Annotated in this window: 7 protein-coding genes, 2 tRNA genes and 2 rRNA genes; 10 read left to right on the forward strand and 1 reads right to left on the reverse strand. The window is 43.1% G+C overall.

The window, feature by feature from the left end:
* Positions 1-8 precede the first annotated feature (8 nt).
* The 4 genes from ACGE0T_RS02530 (at position 9) to ACGE0T_RS02545 (ending at position 8,293) form a co-directional block, all read left to right on the forward strand.
* Complete coding sequence (locus ACGE0T_RS02530; RefSeq protein ID WP_459188975.1) at positions 9-893, forward strand: MlaD family protein; 885 nt, start codon at positions 9-11, stop codon at positions 891-893.
* Between the two features lie 379 nt (positions 894-1,272).
* Positions 1,273-2,670: a chromosomal replication initiator protein DnaA gene (gene dnaA / locus ACGE0T_RS02535; protein WP_459188976.1), complete on the forward strand. Its 1,398-nt coding sequence runs from the start codon at positions 1,273-1,275 to the stop codon at positions 2,668-2,670.
* A gap of 268 nt (positions 2,671-2,938) precedes the next feature.
* Positions 2,939-5,479 (forward strand): adenosylcobalamin-dependent ribonucleoside-diphosphate reductase, encoded by a 2,541-nt coding sequence (locus ACGE0T_RS02540; protein WP_459188977.1) that lies wholly within the window; start codon positions 2,939-2,941, stop codon positions 5,477-5,479.
* Between the two features lie 129 nt (positions 5,480-5,608).
* Positions 5,609-8,293: a 4-alpha-glucanotransferase gene (locus tag ACGE0T_RS02545; protein WP_459188978.1), complete on the forward strand. Its 2,685-nt coding sequence runs from the start codon at positions 5,609-5,611 to the stop codon at positions 8,291-8,293.
* A gap of 68 nt (positions 8,294-8,361) precedes the next feature.
* Here ACGE0T_RS02545 and ACGE0T_RS02550 read toward each other — a convergent pair whose 3' ends face one another.
* Complete coding sequence (locus tag ACGE0T_RS02550; protein WP_459190406.1) at positions 8,362-8,724, reverse strand: bactofilin family protein; 363 nt, start codon at positions 8,722-8,724, stop codon at positions 8,362-8,364.
* A gap of 89 nt (positions 8,725-8,813) precedes the next feature.
* Between ACGE0T_RS02550 and folB the strand changes: the two genes are divergently transcribed.
* The 6 genes from folB (at position 8,814) to ACGE0T_RS02580 (ending at position 18,760) form a co-directional block, all read left to right on the forward strand.
* Positions 8,814-9,173, forward strand: a complete 360-nt coding sequence (folB, locus tag ACGE0T_RS02555) for a dihydroneopterin aldolase (RefSeq protein WP_459188979.1) — start codon at positions 8,814-8,816, stop codon at positions 9,171-9,173.
* Positions 9,174-9,893: 720 nt separating this feature from the next.
* Positions 9,894-12,977 (forward strand): FISUMP domain-containing protein, encoded by a 3,084-nt coding sequence (locus ACGE0T_RS02560; RefSeq protein ID WP_459188980.1) that lies wholly within the window; start codon positions 9,894-9,896, stop codon positions 12,975-12,977.
* Between the two features lie 787 nt (positions 12,978-13,764).
* Positions 13,765-15,289 (forward strand): 16S ribosomal RNA (locus ACGE0T_RS02565).
* A gap of 151 nt (positions 15,290-15,440) precedes the next feature.
* Positions 15,441-15,514 (forward strand) — tRNA-Ile (locus ACGE0T_RS02570).
* A 131-nt stretch (positions 15,515-15,645) separates the two neighbouring features.
* Positions 15,646-15,719 (forward strand) — tRNA-Ala (locus ACGE0T_RS02575).
* Between the two features lie 163 nt (positions 15,720-15,882).
* A 23S ribosomal RNA gene (locus ACGE0T_RS02580) occupies positions 15,883-18,760 on the forward strand.
* The 16S and 23S rRNA genes sit together here with 2 tRNA genes alongside, the layout of an rRNA operon.
* Positions 18,761-18,775 lie beyond the last annotated feature (15 nt).

Consider the following 18,775-nt stretch of genomic DNA (forward strand, 5'->3'; position numbering starts at 1 on the left):
TAGAAAAGATGAAAAGTTTATTTACCAAAGAGGCAAAGATTGGACTGGTGTCTGTTATAAGCCTGGTATTGCTCTATTTGGGTATTAATTATCTGAAAGGGATTGATTTATTTAAACCGGTGAACCATTATTTTGTGGCTTGTGGCAACGTGAAAGGGGTTACTGTTTCCAGTCCGGTGTTTGTGGACGGTTTTAAAGTGGGACTGGTCCGGAATATTGCTTATGATTATGATACTGTTGATAAGATAACAATAGAAATCAGTCTTGAGGATCATATGAAAATTAATAAAGGTAGCTATATCACTATTGTAAATAGCTTCCTGGGGGGCGGCGAACTGCATATCAAGCTGAATAAATATGTAGATGATTATTTGAAACCGGGCTCAATATTGGAAGGGCGTATGGAGGCTGATATGATGCAGTCCGTACAAAATAATATTTTGCCGCAGGTGGAATTGTTGTTGCCTAAGATTGATTCTATTTTGGGGGGGATCCAAACTTTGGTAAATCATCCGGCGTTGGCCCAGTCCCTGAATAATATAGAACAGACAACGAATAGTCTTGCAGCTTCGTCCCGTCAACTTAATCAGATGCTAAGTAAAGATGTACCGGGTATTATGGGCGATTTAAAGGTGATTACCGGTAATTTTTCTACAGTAAGTACCAATCTCTCCAATTTGGATCTCGCGTCGACTGTGTCTGCTATAAATGCTACATTGGATAATCTGGAAAAGACAACCCGGCAGTTAAATTCAACAGACAATAGTATCGGCCTTTTGCTTAACGATCGTGCGCTGTATGATAATCTGAATGGTACGATGATAAATGCATCCAACCTACTATTGGATTTTAAACAAAATCCAAAAAGATACGTGCATTTTTCTGTGTTCTAAAACATTGCATTTTTTTATCATAGAATGGCTTATTTAGAATAATTCCAATTAAAAGGTGGAAAATAAAAAAGAATCTAAAGGCTTGTATAAAGCCTTTAGATAGAGTGTTATAGCTGTATTGGAAGGTTTTGTTTTTCTGTAGTTCTCCTTAATGAAAAGAACGGGGAAGTGCCCGAAAATAGGGGCTTTCGAGAATTCCTGTTTTCTTAATGCTCTTATTATTAAGTTTTTGCGTTTAACTACCTGAGTGTAAATGGTATATTGAAGATTTAAAACATCCAAGAAAAATCAGACTTTTTTTTTCGGAATTAATTTCTAAACTTTGTAGTCGAAAAGTAAAAATGAAAGTTATAAAGTATAGTTGAGAGAGTAAAAAATCATGCAGACTGAATGTAAGACTTTGTGGAATAAATGCCTCGCTGTCATTAAGGATATTGTCCCTGAGGCCGCTTTTAACACATGGTTCATGCCTATTATACCGCTATCATACGAGGATAAGAAATTCACTATCCAAGTTCCCAGCCAGTTCTTTTATGAGTATCTGGAAGAGAAATATGTGAATGTCTTAAAAGTGACTTTATATCGTGTGATAGGGCAGGGTACAATACTGAACTATCGTGTGATGGTAGATAAAACTACCGGCGGTACGGTTGACTATCCGGCAGAGAATGCTTCGGCTGCAGTAAAGAAAATTACTCCTAAAGATGCCAATAAAGCTCCTAATCCATTTGTGCAGGTAAGTCCTCAGGATTTGGATCCTCAGTTGAATCCTAAATATAACTTTGATAATTACTTTGAGGGGACAAGTAATAAGTTAGTTCGTACAGCTGGTGAAGCGGTAGCGCAGAATCCGGGAAAGACAACTTTTAATCCATTATTTATATTTGGCCCTTCTGGCGTTGGTAAAACACATTTATGCCATGCGATAGGTACACGTATCCGCGAACTTCATCCGGAGAAAAAAGTATTGTATGTCTCGTCTCATTTATTCCGTGTTCAGTTTACGGATGCTACACGCAAAAATACAACGAATGATTTTCTGAACTTCTATCAGAATATAGATGTGTTGTTGCTGGATGATATACAGGAATTGATTGGTATGGATAAGACGCAGAATACCTTTTTCCATATATTTAATCATCTTCACCAGTTAGGTAAACAGTTGATTTTGACTTCAGATAAAGCTCCTGTCGATTTGCAGGGGATGGAAGAACGATTGATTACTCGTTTAAAATGGGGGTTGACAGCTGAGTTGAGTCGTCCGGACTTGGATTTGCGTAAGAAAATACTTAAAAATAAGATAAATCACGACGGCATTGTTATTCCGGATGAAGTATTCAATTTCATTGCAAATAATGTAACGGAAAATGTTCGCGACTTGGAAGGTATCCTTGTGTCATTAATGGCAAATGCCGTTATCAATAACCGGGAGATCGATTTACCTTTAACCAAGCGTGTGGTTAGTCAGGCTGTCCGTCTTGAAAAGAAACAGATATCTGTACAGATGATACAGGAGGTCGTATGTAATTATTATAATCTTGAGCAATCGGTTATACAAAGTCGTTCCCGTAAGCAGGAGATAGTACAAGCCCGTCAGATTACAATGTATTTGGCAAAGAAATATACGGATTGTTCATTTTCACATATAGGGAAAATTGTTGGTAAGAAAGATCATGCTACTGTATTGTATGCTTGTAAAACAATAAAAGACCAGATAGAGACCAGTAAGGCTTTTCGTTCTACGGTAGAAGAGATAGAAGTAAAGCTTAAAAACTGATTTTTTAGTGATATAATGGAGAAAAGGATGCACCGGTTTCGGTTGCATCCTTTTCTGTTTTGGGAAACTTGGGTTTATGTATGGTTTTGACTTTTGGAAAACATTTTGAATTTGTGTAAAATGTAATAGATTGGTAATTAGTGTAGTATTGGTTGAAAGTGGAAAACTATTTAATAATATGATTTTTATTTGTTGAATAATTTGGCTAATACGTAAACAATGTGTAAACTTGTACCGTTATATCTTTATTAAAAACAATAAAACAATCGTGGACCGTAAAACTTACACCTTCGATGAGGCTTTTAAAGCTTCTCTTAACTATTTTACCGGCGATGAACTGGCGGCAAAAGTATGGGTTAATAAGTATGCCCTGAAAGATGCTTTTGGTAATATCTATGAAGAATCACCTATAGATATGCATCATCGTCTGGCAAGTGAAATTGCTCGCATTGAAAAGAAGTATCCTAATCCATTGTCTGAAGAGGAACTTTTTAATTTGTTTGATCATTTCCGTTATATCGTTCCCCAGGGAAGCCCGATGACGGGGATAGGCAATGATTTTCAGATTGCCTCACTCTCTAATTGCTTTGTTATAGGAATGGAAGGCTGTGCCGATTCTTATGGTGCAATTATTAGAATTGATGAAGAACAAGTACAGTTGATGAAACGTCGTGGCGGGGTTGGACATGATTTGTCGCATATTCGTCCGAAAGGATCACCTGTAAAGAACTCGGCTCTTACTTCAACAGGGCTGGTTCCTTTTATGGAACGTTATTCTAATTCGACACGCGAAGTTGCCCAAGACGGACGCCGCGGTGCTTTAATGCTTAGTGTTTCTATCAAACATCCGGATTCGGAATCGTTTATTGATGCTAAGATGGTTGAAGGAAAGGTTACAGGAGCAAATGTTTCCGTAAAAATTGATGATGATTTTATGAGTGCTGTTGTAAATGGAACTTCTTATACACAGCAATATCCGATAGATTCTTCCAATCCAACTACTGTTAAGGAAATCGATGCACAGTCTCTTTGGAAAAAAATTATTCACAATGCCTGGAAGTCGGCAGAACCGGGTGTCCTTTTCTGGGATACGATATTGAAAGAATCTGTGCCGGATTCTTATGCTGATTTAGGTTTCCGTACAGTTTCTACCAATCCTTGCGGTGAAATACCTTTATGTCCTTACGATAGTTGCCGTTTGCTGGCTATCAATCTGTATTCATATGTTGTGAATCCATTTACAGAAAATGCTTATTTCGATTATGATTTGTTTAAAAAGCATGTCGGATTAGCACAACGTATCATGGATGATATTATTGATCTGGAAGCTGAGAAGATTGAAAAAATTCTGGAAAAAATAGCATCGGATCCCGAATCAATGGAAGTAAAACAGAGTGAACTTCATTTGTGGGAAAAGATACGCACGAAAACATTGCAGGGACGTCGTACCGGTGTCGGTATTACGGCAGAAGGTGATATGATTGCAGCATTAGGCTTGCGTTATGGGACAGAAGAAGCAACCGAGTGTGCGGAAAGTGTTCAGAAAACATTGGCTCTGGAAGCATACCGTTCTTCCGTAGAGATGGCAAAAGAACGTGGAGCATTTGAAATTTATGATGCAAAACGCGAAGAAAAGAATCCGTTTATCAATCGTTTGCGTGAGGCCGATCCCAAGTTATATGAAGACATGGTAAAACATGGCCGCCGTAATATTGCTTGTTTGACAATTGCCCCAACTGGGACAACCAGTTTGATGACGCAGACAACTTCCGGTATAGAACCGGTCTTTTTGCCTGTTTACCGTCGCCGTCGTAAAGTGAATCCGAATGATGCGGAAGCTCGTGTTGATTTCGTGGATGAAACTGGCGATGCTTTTGAAGAATATATTGTATTCCATCATAAGTTTGTTACCTGGATGCAGGCTAATGGCTATTCTGTGACTAAAAAGTATACACAGGAAGAAATAGACGATCTGGTTGCGAAATCTCCTTATTTTAAGGCAACATCAAATGATGTGGACTGGTTGCAGAAAGTACGTATGCAGGGACGCATCCAGAAATGGGTTGACCATTCTATCAGTGTGACAATCAATTTGCCGGCAGATGTTACGGAGGATTTGGTGGATTCTCTTTATGTGGAAGCATGGAAATGTGGTTGTAAAGGTTGTACGGTATATCGTGACGGCTCCCGTTCCGGTGTATTGTTGGCAACAGAAAAGAAGAAGAAAAAGGATGACTGCAATTGCATGGAGCCGCCTGTGATTGTGGCAACACGTCCTCGCGAATTGGAGGCTGATGTAGTTAAATTCCAAAATAATCGTGAGAAATGGATTGCATTCGTCGGTCTGTTGAACGGACGCCCTTATGAAATCTTTACCGGTCTTGCTGATGATGATGAAGGAATTATGCTTCCGAAGAACGTGTCTAAAGGAACTATTATCAAAAGTTATGATGACGACGGTAATAAACATTATGACTTCCAGTTCAAGAATAAGCGTGGATATAAAATGACTATCGAAGGCTTGGATGGTAAATTTGACCCGGAATTCTGGAACTATGCCAAGCTTATATCTGGTGTGCTGCGTTATGGTATGCCAATCGACCAGGTTATCAAACTGGTTCAGGGAATGGAGTTGAATAATGAATCTATTAACACCTGGAAAAATGGTGTGGAACGTGCATTAAAGAAATATCTGCCAAACGGAATGGAGGCAAAAGGACAGAAATGCCCGAACTGCGGACATGAAACTCTGGTTTATCAGGAAGGTTGTCTGATTTGTACAAACTGCGGAGCTTCCCGTTGCGGTTAAGCGAGCCTGTAACATAGCTTTTTAGTAATGGAGAATCGAGCATAAAGGGGCTACCTTTATTTTCGGTTCTCCATTCTCTTTATAAGAGAAATTTTGTACCTTCGTAACCAATACAAAAATTTAATACGCATGAAAGTTACCTTTAATATAAATTTTCATACTATCTGGGGACAAAGATTGTGTGTGGTTGGTTCGGTCCCGGAGCTGGGGGCTTGGAATTCGGCTTTGGCAAGGGAAATGATTTATCTGGAGGATGGTAACTGGCAGTTAACTATTGATATTGCTGTTCCCGTCCAGAAAATAGAATACAGATATTTTCTCCGTATAGATGATAAGCAAGTTTTTGAGGAATGGGAAAAAAACCATCAGGTTTTCTTTATCGGTTCAGCACAGCAGTATACTTTGTATGATTACTGGCAAGTGCGTCCGGCAAACCTTGCCTTTTATTCTTCTGCTTTTACAAAAAGTTTGTTTGCCCATCCTTGTAATAAAAATGAACGGGTTATAAAAAGCGGTAAACGTCTGACTATAAAAATATCGGCGCCCCGTGTGGAAAAAAATCAGAGTATTGCGGTTACCGGTAATCAGGACTGCTTGGGAAACTGGCATCCTGAAAAAGCGCTGATTCTTAGTTGTGATACATTTCCTGTATGGCATATAGACCTGGATGCAAATGAGATTACTTATCCTTTGGAATATAAGTTTCTTATTTTTGATGAAAATAACCAACCGCTTTATTGGGAAGACGATGAGAACCGGGTATTAAACCTACCCTCTCAGGAGGTGGGAGAAACCGTAATAGTGTCTGGCCTTTATTTCCGTGATAATCTTCCTTTATGGAGATGTGCAGGAACTGTTATTCCTGTTTTTTCCTTGCGCTCCCAGGAAAGTTTTGGTATTGGCGATTTAGGTGACCTGAGATTATTGGTCGATTGGGCGAAGAAAACTCACCAGCGTATTATACAGGTACTTCCAATGAACGATACGATAACAACCCATACCTGGAGAGATTCATATCCGTACAGCGCAATTTCAATCTATGCTTTGCATCCGATGTACATAAACTTGCCTTTACTTGGTAAATTAAAAGATAAGGGTAAAAATGCATTTTTTGCAGCAAAACAGATGGAATTGAACAGTAAGGAGGATGTAGATTACGAATCTGTTATCAAATATAAGCTGGAATATTGCCGTGAACTGTTTAATCAAGAGGGTCCGTCTGTATTGGCCAGTCAGGATTTTAAGGATTTCTTCTCCAAGAATGAGGCTTGGTTACTTCCATATGCCGCGTATTGTTACTTACGTGATAATTATGGTACTCCCGATTTTACACAATGGACAGATTATTCTGTATTTGACCGGGCTCGCATACAAAATCTTTGTGCAAAAACGAGTAAAGCCTATCCGGAAATCTCATTCTTCTATTTCTTGCAATTTGTTTTGTATACCCAATTTAAATCTGCATCCGATTATGCCCGTAAGAATGGTGTTGTGCTGAAAGGCGATTTGCCTATCGGAGTGAGCCGTACCAGCGTGGAAGCATGGATGGAGCCGCAATATTTTAATATGAACGGGCAAGCAGGGGCGCCACCGGATGATTTTTCTGTGGATGGACAGAACTGGTCTTTCCCTACCTATAATTGGGAGGTTATGGAGAGTGATAATTTTTCCTGGTGGAAAAAACGTTTTGGTAAGCTTAGCGATTATTTTGATTGTTTTCGTATAGACCATATCCTTGGTTTTTTCCGTATATGGGAAATACCTATGGAATATATACAGGGGCTTTGTGGACATTTCAATCCGGCTCTTCCTTTTACAAAAGATGAAATAGAACAATACGGATTGAGTTTTAACGAGGCTAGACTTACAACTCCGCATATCAATCGCGAATTTTTACCGGAATTGTTTGGAGAGCAGACTGAAGAAGTTATTGATACTTATTTGGCACAGTCTTCTTCACGCCATTTTGTTTTAAAGCCATTTTGTGATACTCAGCGGAAAATAGAGAAACTGTTTGAAGGAATGAATGATGAAGTTTCTCTCCGGGTAAAAAAAGGACTGTTTGCCATTGCTAATGAAGTGCTGTTTTTGCGTGATCCGCATGAAGCCGATAAATATCATCCCAGAATATCCGCGAGCCGGTCTTTTATTTACCGTGAATTAAGTGCACCGGATAAATATGCTTTCGATCAATTGTATTGGCATTTCTTTTATCATCGTCATAACGATTTCTGGAAGGCACAGGCATTAAATCGTCTTACTCCATTGGTCTCAAGTACGGAGATGCTGGTTTGTGGAGAGGATTTGGGGATGATTCCGGAGTCTGTTCCGGATGTAATGCATAAATTGCAGATATTAAGCCTGGAAATAGAACGTATGCCCAAAACGGCCCAAAGGGAATTTTCTGATTTGTCAGACTTGCCTTATCATTCGGTATGTACAACCTCTACGCATGATATGACTCCTCTGCGTAGTTGGTGGAAAGAAGACCGGGCAAAAATACAGCGTTATTATAATAATGTATTAAGAAGAGAAGGTGCCGCTCCCGAAGACTGTCCGGCAGATATCATAACTCAAATCATATTTAATCATTTAGGGACCCGGTCGATGTTGGCTATTCTCCCTTTGCAGGACTGGTTGGGCATGGATGATACAATAAAGAGAAAAGATGCAGAAGCAGAGCGTATTAATGTGCCGGCAAATCCAGCTCATTATTGGAGATACCGGATGCATATTCCATTGGAAGAATTGCTCCAAGCCGAAAGTTTAAATAGTAAAATTATCAGTTTGATAGAAAAGTCAGGAAGAAAATAAACTATCATTACCGAAAACAGCACACGCTATTTTATAATAATGTGTGCTGTTTTCGATAATAAATCGTTTTATGATTTATCCGTACTGGACATTTTGCAAACACCATTAAAACGGGCGTTAGGTTCAATTTCAATTGTTTGGGCAAAAATATCGCCATTAATTGCTGCTGTAGACTTCAGTGTTAGTTTTTCTTTTATACAGACTGAACCATCAACTTCTCCAAGAATTTCTGCGTTCTGGGCTGATATGTTGCCAGTAACGCATCCTTTAGGACCTATAACTATTTTACCGTTGCAGCTGATATCTCCCTCTACTTTTCCATCTAAACGAAAGTCTGTATCTGTTACGATATTTCCTGTTACGGTAGTACCGGCTGCCAGTGTGTTATGAAGCCCGCCTGTAGTGTTTTCTTCTTTTTGTTTTATTCCCATCATATATGTCGTAGTTGCTTAATACAAATATAAGACTAAATTTTTGTAGTAAGGTTTACTTTATTTACATTTACAGAAAATAACGGATTATGACAACTAAAATTGAATTGAAAGAAATGAAATTTTATGCCTATCATGGAGTAGCTCTTCAGGAAAAGGTGGTAGGAAATACATTCATTATCTCTTTAATATTAACGGCCCCTCTCCAAAAAGCCACATTAAGTGATGAACTGGAAGATACCATAAATTATGCATCTGTTTATGAGGTCGTAAAACGTGAAATGGATATTCCGTCAAAATTAATAGAGCATGCTGCCGGGCGTATATTAAACGCTTTGAAAAATACTTTCCCGCAATTAGAAGCCATAGAATTGAAATTATCAAAATTGAACCCTCCTTTTGGTGGTGATGTTTACAGTGCATCCGTTATTTTGCAAGAAACCTATTAGTTTGTCTTTGACACCGGTCATAGACTCGTATTTTTTTTGTGGGAGATAGATCCCCTTATCTGTACTTGCTGTGGTAGGCATTGACATATTTCTTTCATAGTTATGATTTCCCAATTCATAACTATGATTTTGAAAAACCTAACGATGAATCCTTAAAACGGTCTGTATTCCATAAATGTGATTATTGGGGAGGGAAAAGTCTATTTTGTTTGTTAATTACACTTATTACAGTACAAATTTATGCTTTGTAGTTAAAGTTATTTTATATGCTATTAAGCTCTTATTTTTCTTGATAGAAAATAAAAACTGTAGTTCTCATAAGACTTGACTAAAACTCAACAAATGTATAAATATTTTCTTATATATTAATGCTATAATTCTTTGATTTTAAAAGTGTAATGCTTAAAAGTCAATGGTTAATGTCGTGAAAATATATGATTCGCAACAACTTTCAAGGATTTTAATTTTCCAAATTTATTTTGATTTTTAACGTAGTCTTATGAGAACTAAAGCCATCCCTTTCTGTAAAGAAAAATTATGGTTGGAATTAGTTGTCTGCATCTTGGTTGTAGTAAAAAAAGTTTGTTATTGGTGAAAATTATAAATCTGGTAAAAGTGAACCAGGGTAGAAAAAAACTGCCTCCGGTAGAAACGGAAGAGCTATGGTAAAAACCAAACAGACGAGGTAATAACAAACATAAATAATAAATATATATGAAAATGAACACAAAACTACAAGGTCTATGTCCCTCATGTAGACCTCTACAGGCACTTGCGGCAAGTGCATATCTGCTTGCCGCCGTGCTGCTTGCTTCTTCCTGTACGGCTGAGTCAGACAAGACAGACCGTACCCCGGTAGACGGAACCGGCAGTGCCAACAAACGCGAAGTGCTTCTTTCCTTTAAGAACAAACTTACCGTAGCCACAACCAAATCGGAAACAAAAGCCGATGCCCCCATTGCTACCAAAGAAGAGAACGCAATCTCCACACTGGATATTTATGTGTTCGCTTCTACGGACGAGGCAGGCACTTACACCTACCGCGAACGCTTCGCTTACCGCCCGGAAGGAGTAGCTCTGCCGGCAGGAGCCAATAAACTGAACCTCGCTGTCGGTACGGACGACGCTACCACCACCGCCCTGCTTGAACTCCAAAAAGGCATGTTCGTACGTCTTTACTGCCTTGCCAACCAGACCGAACTGGTGAATACGGCAGGCGATAAAGTAGAAGACACCTACTTCCAGCCACTCGAATACACGATGGAAACCGGGAACCTTGTCGAAGGGACACCTTCTGAAACAGACTTTCAAAAGCTCCATTCCCCGTTGCTTTCAGCGACAGGCACGGCATTGAACCTCCCCCTTCCGATGGTCGGTTCGCAAACCGTACCCATCGACCTGACCGACTTCGGTTCTTCCGCACGCGTACAAACCGGATTTAAACTGACACGCACGATGGCCCGCTTTGATGTGAGTAATATGGAGACCGATTCCAAATTCCATCTGGAATCCATCTCGATGGGTAACGGACGAAAGGGAGTTTCTTTCTTCCCTGTCAAAGTGTATGGCACGTCTCCTGCGGCGGGTGATGATTTGATAACTTATCCTGAACGTGCTTTTGAAGGCGACAAAGCCAATGAAGGCCTGCAAGTATCTGCTTTCTACAGCTATCCAAGCCCTTCGGCAGATAAAGGTTACCTGATACTGAAAGGAACCTATCAGGTAAACCTGACAGAGACGAAAGACGTAACCTACCGGATACCTTTTGAACAGCCGACAGCCGATGGTGGCTCGGTTGCACTTGAAATAAACAACAACCATAGATATACTATTGGCATTACCAAAGCCGATGAATACCACTTGGACTTCACACTGGATGTTGCCGAATGGGATGAAGGCGGCGAAATAGACGGCCTCGACCCGACTGCCGGTTCAGGTGACTTTGCTTTCGACCCGGACGGGATAGCAAACGCCGCAACGACTTTTGATGAAACAAATAAAACGGTAACGATGCTTCTTGCCGATGACAGCAAGTTTTCCCTTTCCACAACCGCCAACTCTACCATGTCTTGCGCCATCCGTTATGCCGGAAGCAATAAGAACTGCGACTGGCTGGAAGTAAAAGAAGACCCGGCAACAAAGGCTGTAACCGCTTCGACCATCTCCGGCACGGAACATAAGTATATTATCTCCATGAAGGCGGATTATACCGGAGGCATTTATCCACGGGGAATCATCCGTTTTATCGATGACGCTACCGGAAAGAGCAATACGCTGCTTGTCGAAGCATTGTCTTTTGTTCCCGAGCTTACTCAATCCGCATCTGATGGTACAAGCAGCTTTGCAGACAACAAGCTAACTTTGAAAGCAACATCATCTGTTGCAACACCTTCTGTAACGCTTACCGTCAATTGTCAGGGTGGCAGCAAACTGGCTGATTTCCCCGAATGGATGACCGTGGATAAAACGGAAAGCAGTAATGATGAAGATACGTATAAGTTTGAAGTGAAAGTGGATAAGGACGGCTTCCCGACTGCCAATCCGGGCGAGGTTACCTTTAAGTTCCGCCATAAAATAGATAATTTGAAAGAATTGCCCGTAACGCTGGCAATAGAGGATGAACCCTCGCTGGCTATAACCGGCGGTGTCACCAAAGATGATGACGCTAAAACATTGCGGATAAACCCGACAGGCGGAACCCGAACTTTCAGTATTGTTATCAAATCGTTGTTTGAATCCACTCCTGTAAGTAGCGAGTATGATGTTGCCTATGGAACCAGCCAAAATTGGTTGACTGGAACTGATGCCACCAGCATAATCAATAACCGCCGCCAGTATACTTATAGCGGAACAGTAGCCTCCGCTTCCGGTAGCGATGCTGCCTATCAGGCCCATAAAGCCAACCTAAAAATCTCCGTTCCCGGTCAGGAAGTAAAGGAATATGGTTTTTACCGTAGCGCAAATACCGTCACGTATCCTGTCAGTGCCGATAAACAATATACTGCTATCCAAATGGCGGGAAAAGACGGGAAAACCTATTATTGGTCTCCTGTAAATTTGGGTGCTACCGAAATACCTACTACTGTTCCGTCTGCTTCTTCAACAGCCGGTGGAACAAATGACATTACATCCACTTGCGGTCTGTTGTACCAGTGGGGCCGTCAATACGGATTCACAAATACCAACAATAGCGATATCACCAATGCTGAAAAGTTTGATGGTAAAACCGACCCGTTGGGTTTCCCTACAGGTGAGGGCGCCCTTGCCGACATGAGTCCGTGGGATAAGAAGTTTATCGTGTATAGTTCTTCTAATCCAAATACCCAGTATAATTGGTTGCTTTTCACCGAGGGTGCAGATAATCCGTCAGGTAGTGCTATGCCGGACAACGCTTGGTATCAGAAATTATGGAATCTGGATGAGGTTGCTAACAGTTCAATAGTAGCTACTACGGTTCGTAAGACTTCTTCCGACCCTTGCCCTGCCGGTTGGCGTGTTCCTACTGCTGCCGAATGGCAGACTATAGGTGCTGATGATTCAAGCACCGGTAAAACGTGGAACAGTTCTACGCACCTTTTGACAATAAGTGCAGCGAACAGCCTTCAGTTGATTTTGCCTGCTGCGGGCTATCGGGACGGCAGTAATGGTTCGTCCAACGGTCAGGGTTCCGGCGGCTACTACTGGTCGTCCTCGGTGCCGTCCAGTAGTACGGGCGCCCGTAACGTGGGCTTCCTCAGTGCTACGTTCTACCAGGGCACAAACGACAGGGCGAGCGGGTTCTCGGTTAGGTGTCTCCAAGAATAAAAAAAGGTCGGCGAATTGCCGACCGCATTCGATTCATTTAATTTATTTGATTCTTTGAAAAAACTAAAAACCCGCCTTCGGGCGGGTTCATTTTTATATTGTTACAATTGGTAACATGCTGATGTGACCGGCATTTCCTTTGCCGGTTCGCCTGTTGATGGATTTGAAACGAATAAGTATGAAACAATATGTTGTGGCTGCCGGGCAGATGGAATCCATATCGAAACAGATTACAGCATAGCATAAATCGAGTGAGAAAAAATAAATAAAAAAGGCGATTATGTCGAGAGTGCCGATTGCCAAGGTTTCCTGTAGAGGAAAAAGGGAAGAGATAGAAAAAATCCATCGCGTGTACGTGTACCATTAATAACCGTTCGTTATGTTAAAAAAAAGATGAAAAAAAGTAGTAGAAATATTTGGAAGATATGTTCCACAACACTACTTTTGCACCCGCATTCGAGAGAGAACGGCGTAATAGGACATGATGGAGGAGAGGTAAGATAAATCAAGAGCAGGGGATGAGGTTAGCCAGTCTAAGCAATATGTCCAACCACTTCTGAGAGTCGGAGAAAAAACTTCAAATATTTTTGCCGAAAAATTTGGCAGATAAAAAAAACTCCTTACCTTTGCAGCCGCAATCGCAAAACAAACGAAAGCAAAAGTTCTTTGAAAGATTTACATATCAACTAAAGTAGTACAAGAAAACGTAGAAATACGAACATACCGTCAAGGAAAAGAGACTACGATAAAAAGGATAGTTATATTCTGGGCAAGACAAACAAAATTAACAACGAAGAGTTTGATCCTGGCTCAGGATGAACGCTAGCGACAGGCTTAACACATGCAAGTCGAGGGGCAGCACAGGTAGCAATACCGGGTGGCGACCGGCGCACGGGTGAGTAACGCGTATGCAACTTACCTATCAGAGGGGGATAGCCCGGCGAAAGTCGGATTAATACCCCATAAAACAGGGGTCCCGCATGGGAATATTTGTTAAAGATTCATCGCTGATAGATAGGCATGCGTTCCATTAGGCAGTTGGCGGGGTAACGGCCCACCAAACCGACGATGGATAGGGGTTCTGAGAGGAAGGTCCCCCACATTGGTACTGAGACACGGACCAAACTCCTACGGGAGGCAGCAGTGAGGAATATTGGTCAATGGGCGCGAGCCTGAACCAGCCAAGTCGCGTGAAGGATGAAGGTTCTATGGATTGTAAACTTCTTTTATATGGGAATAAAATGCGGGACGTGTCCCGTTTTGTATGTACCGTATGAATAAGCATCGGCTAACTCCGTGCCAGCAGCCGCGGTAATACGGAGGATGCGAGCGTTATCCGGATTTATTGGGTTTAAAGGGTGCGTAGGTCGTAATTTAAGTCAGCGGTGAAAGTTTGTGGCTCAACCATAAAATTGCCGTTGAAACTGGATTACTTGAGTGTGTTTGAGGTAGGCGGAATGCGTGGTGTAGCGGTGAAATGCATAGATATCACGCAGAACTCCGATTGCGAAGGCAGCTTACTAAACCATAACTGACACTGAAGCACGAAAGCGTGGGGATCAAACAGGATTAGATACCCTGGTAGTCCACGCAGTAAACGATGATTACTAGGAGTTTGCGATACAATGTAAGCTCTACAGCGAAAGCGTTAAGTAATCCACCTGGGGAGTACGCCGGCAACGGTGAAACTCAAAGGAATTGACGGGGGCCCGCACAAGCGGAGGAACATGTGGTTTAATTCGATGATACGCGAGGAACCTTACCCGGGTTTGAACGCATTTGGACCGGGGTGGAAACACCCTTTCTAGCAATAGCCATTTGCGAGGTGCTGCATGGTTGTCGTCAGCTCGTGCCGTGAGGTGTCGGCTTAAGTGCCATAACGAGCGCAACCCTTATCACTAGTTACTAACAGGTCAAGCTGAGGACTCTGGTGAGACTGCCAGCGTAAGCTGTGAGGAAGGTGGGGATGACGTCAAATCAGCACGGCCCTTACATCCGGGGCGACACACGTGTTACAATGGTGGGGACAAAGGGCAGCTACCTGGCGACAGGATGCCAATCTCCAAACCCCATCTCAGTTCGGATCGAAGTCTGCAACCCGACTTCGTGAAGCTGGATTCGCTAGTAATCGCGCATCAGCCATGGCGCGGTGAATACGTTCCCGGGCCTTGTACACACCGCCCGTCAAGCCATGGGAGCCGGGGGTACCTGAAGTCCGTAACCGCAAGGATCGGCCTAGGGTAAAACTGGTGACTGGGGCTAAGTCGTAACAAGGTAGCCGTACCGGAAGGTGCGGCTGGAACACCTCCTTTCTGGAGCACAGAGATATGACTATGGTGGTCTCATAAACAAGACAGTATGTTCTTGTACTACGGTTGAATATGTATTCATATATAGATCTCGACAAAAGAAGAGAGAGAAAACAAGAAGCTGGGATGACAATCCCGGGCTAGAAAAGTTGACAGTCCTATAGCTCAGTTGGTTAGAGCGCTACACTGATAATGTAGAGGTCGGCAGTTCAACTCTGCCTGGGACTACTTCTTAAAAGTTGACAGTTGACAATTGAAAGTTGACAGTTAACGATAAAGAAAAACTCAAATCCGGTTTACAGTCAGGGTGTGGGACAAAAAACAGTCCATTGTCACATTTCAACTGTCACCTGAACCTTGGGGGATTAGCTCAGCTGGCTAGAGCATCTGCCTTGCACGCAGAGGGTCAACGGTTCGAATCCGTTATTCTCCACAAAAAAAGGGATATTGGACAACATAGTTGCTTAATTGTCAACTGTCACTTGTCAACTGTCACCTGAAAAAGATCTTTGACGTATTGGACAACTTCAAAAAAAAGTAACAAAACAGAGCAAGCTGAAGATATATCAATCCGGCACTAAGTGGTGCCGTGTATAAAGAAAGTAAGCAAGGGCAGACGGTGGATGCCTTGGCTCTCGGAGGCGAAGAAGGACGTGATAAGCTGCGATAAGCTTCGGGTAGGTGCAAATAACCATTGATCCGAGGATTTCCGAATGGGGCAACCCGGTTGGTAGAAGGCCAATCATTCCGTAAGGAAGGCAAACGTGGGGAACTGAAACATCTAAGTACCCATAGGAGAAGAAAACAACAGTGATTCCGCAAGTAGTGGCGAGCGAACGCGGAACAGCCCAAACCGTTGTTGTTTAGGCAACAACGGGGTAGTAGGACCACGACGTGGCAAAAACTCAGGGAAGTGGAACGTTCTGGAAAGGACGGCAACAAACGGTGACAGCCCGGTACACGACTCCCTGACGCAGCCTAGTGGTATCCTGAGTAGCGCGGGACACGAGAAATCCTGTGTGAATCAGCGGGGCCCATCCCGTAAGGCTAAATACTCCCGAGAGACCGATAGCGAACCAGTACCGTGAGGGAAAGGTGAAAAGAACCTCGAACAGAGGAGTGAAATAGACCCTGAACCCGTCTGCCTACAAGCGGTCGGAGCCACATTAAGTGGTGACGGCGTGCCTTTTGCATAATGAACCTACGAGTTACTTTCTCCGGCAAGGTTAAGTATTTCAGGTACGGAGCCGAAGCGAAAGCGAGTCTTAACAGGGCGACATAGTCGGAGGGAGTAGACGCGAAACCAAGTGATCTACCCTTGGTCAGGTTGAAGGTTGGGTAACACCAACTGGAGGACCGAACCGGTAAGCGTTGAAAAGCTTTCGGATGAACTGAGGGTAGGGGTGAAAGGCTAATCAAACTTGGAGATAGCTCGTACTCCCCGAAATGCATTTAGGTGCAGCCTTTATTTAGTATAGCATGAGGTAGAGCGACTGATTGGATGCGAGGGCTTCACCGCCTATCAAGTCCAGATAAACTCCGAATGCGTGCTATATATTGATAAGGAGTGAGGGCGCGGGTGCTAAGGTCCGCGTCCGAGAGGAGAAGAATCCAGACCATCAGCTAAGGTCCCCAAATAACGGTTAAGTTGAACTAACGAAGTCAGACTGCAGAGACAGCTAGGATGTTGGCTTGGAAGCAGCCATTCATTTAAAGAGTGCGTAACAGCTCACTAGTCGAGGAGTCCGGCGTGGATAATACTCGGGCATAAACCGTTTACCGAAGCTATGGATGTGGTAACACATGGTAGGGGAGCATTCCAGTGGCGTCGAAGGTGAGGGATAACCCTTGCTGGAGTAACTGGAAAAGCAAATGTAGGTATAAGTAACGATAAAGGGGGTGAGAAACCCCCTCGCCGAAAGACTAAGGTTTCCTGATCAACGTTAATCGGATCAGGGTAAGTCGGGGCCTAAGGATAAGCCGAACGGCGATTCCGATGGAAGAAAGGGTTAATATTCCCTTACTAGTACAGTGAGCGATGTGGAGACGGAGAAGTGACAATCCTGCCATCTGACGGAATAGGTGGTTAAAGGGTGTAGACGTCGACGGGTGTAGGCAAATCCGCACCCAGAGTCGAACCTGACAGTATGCCGAGTGCTTGCACAAGGCAATATGGATGTAAACAGGCTCCCTAGAAAATCCGCTAAGCATATCATTGTAGTACCCGTACCACAAACGGACACACGTAGTTGGGTTGAAAATACTGAGGCGCTCGAGTGATTCACGGTTAAGGAACTAGGCAAATTGACCCTGTAACTTCGGGATAAAGGGTCCCACTGTAACAGGTGGGCGCAGAGAATAGGTCCAGGCAACTGTTTAACAAAAACACATGGCTGTGCGAAATAGAAATATGAAGTATACAGCCTGACACCTGCCCGGTGCTGGAAGGTTAAGAGGAGATGTCATCGCAAGAGAAGCATTGAATTGAAGCCCCAGTAAACGGCGGCCGTAACTATAACGGTCCTAAGGTAGCGAAATTCCTTGTCGGGTAAGTTCCGACCTGCACGAATGGTGTAATGATCTGGACACTGTCTCAACCGTGAGCTCGGTGAAATTGTAGTATCGGTGAAGATGCCGATTACCCGCGATGGGACGAAAAGACCCCGTGAACCTTTACTATAGCTTTACATTGAATTTGGGCACTTGATGTGTAGGATAGGCCGGAGGCAACGAAGCAGGTACGCCAGTATTTGTGGAGCCGTCGTTGAAATACGGCCCTTTGATTGTTTGAGTTCTAACCCGCGGCATGCGGGGACACTGTATGGTGGGTAGTTTGACTGGGGTGGTCGCCTCCAAAAGAGTAACGGAGGCTTCTAAAGGTACCCTCAGACCGATTGGTAACCGGTCGCAGAGTGTAATGGCATAAGGGTGCTTGACTGGGAGACAAACAAGTCGATCAGGTAGGAAACTAGAGCATAGTGATCCGGTGGTTCCGCATGGAAGGGCCATCGCTCAAAGGATAAAAGGTACTCCGGGGATAACAGGCTGATCATTCCCAAGAGCTCATATCGACGGAATGGTTTGGCACCTCGATGTCGGCTCGTCACATCCTGGGGCTGGAGAAGGTCCCAAGGGTTGGGCTGTTCGCCCATTAAAGTGGCACGCGAGCTGGGTTCAGAACGTCGTGAGACAGTTCGGTCTCTATCTATCGTGGGCGTAGGAGATTTGAGGGGTTCTGACACTAGTACGAGAGGACCGTGTTGGACAGACCACTGGTTTACCGGTTGTACCGCCAGGTGCACCGCCGGGTATCTAAGTCTGGATTGGATAAGTGCTGAAAGCATCTAAGTACGAAGCCAGCCTCAAGATAAGATCTCCCTAAAGGGTCGTTGTAGACTACAACGTTGATAGGCTACAGGTGTAAGGGCAGTAATGTCGAAGCCGAGTAGTACTAATAGCCCGAGACTTTCTTATACAAGAAGGATTGAT

The organism is Parabacteroides sp. APC149_11_2_Y6, from assembly GCF_054506995.1.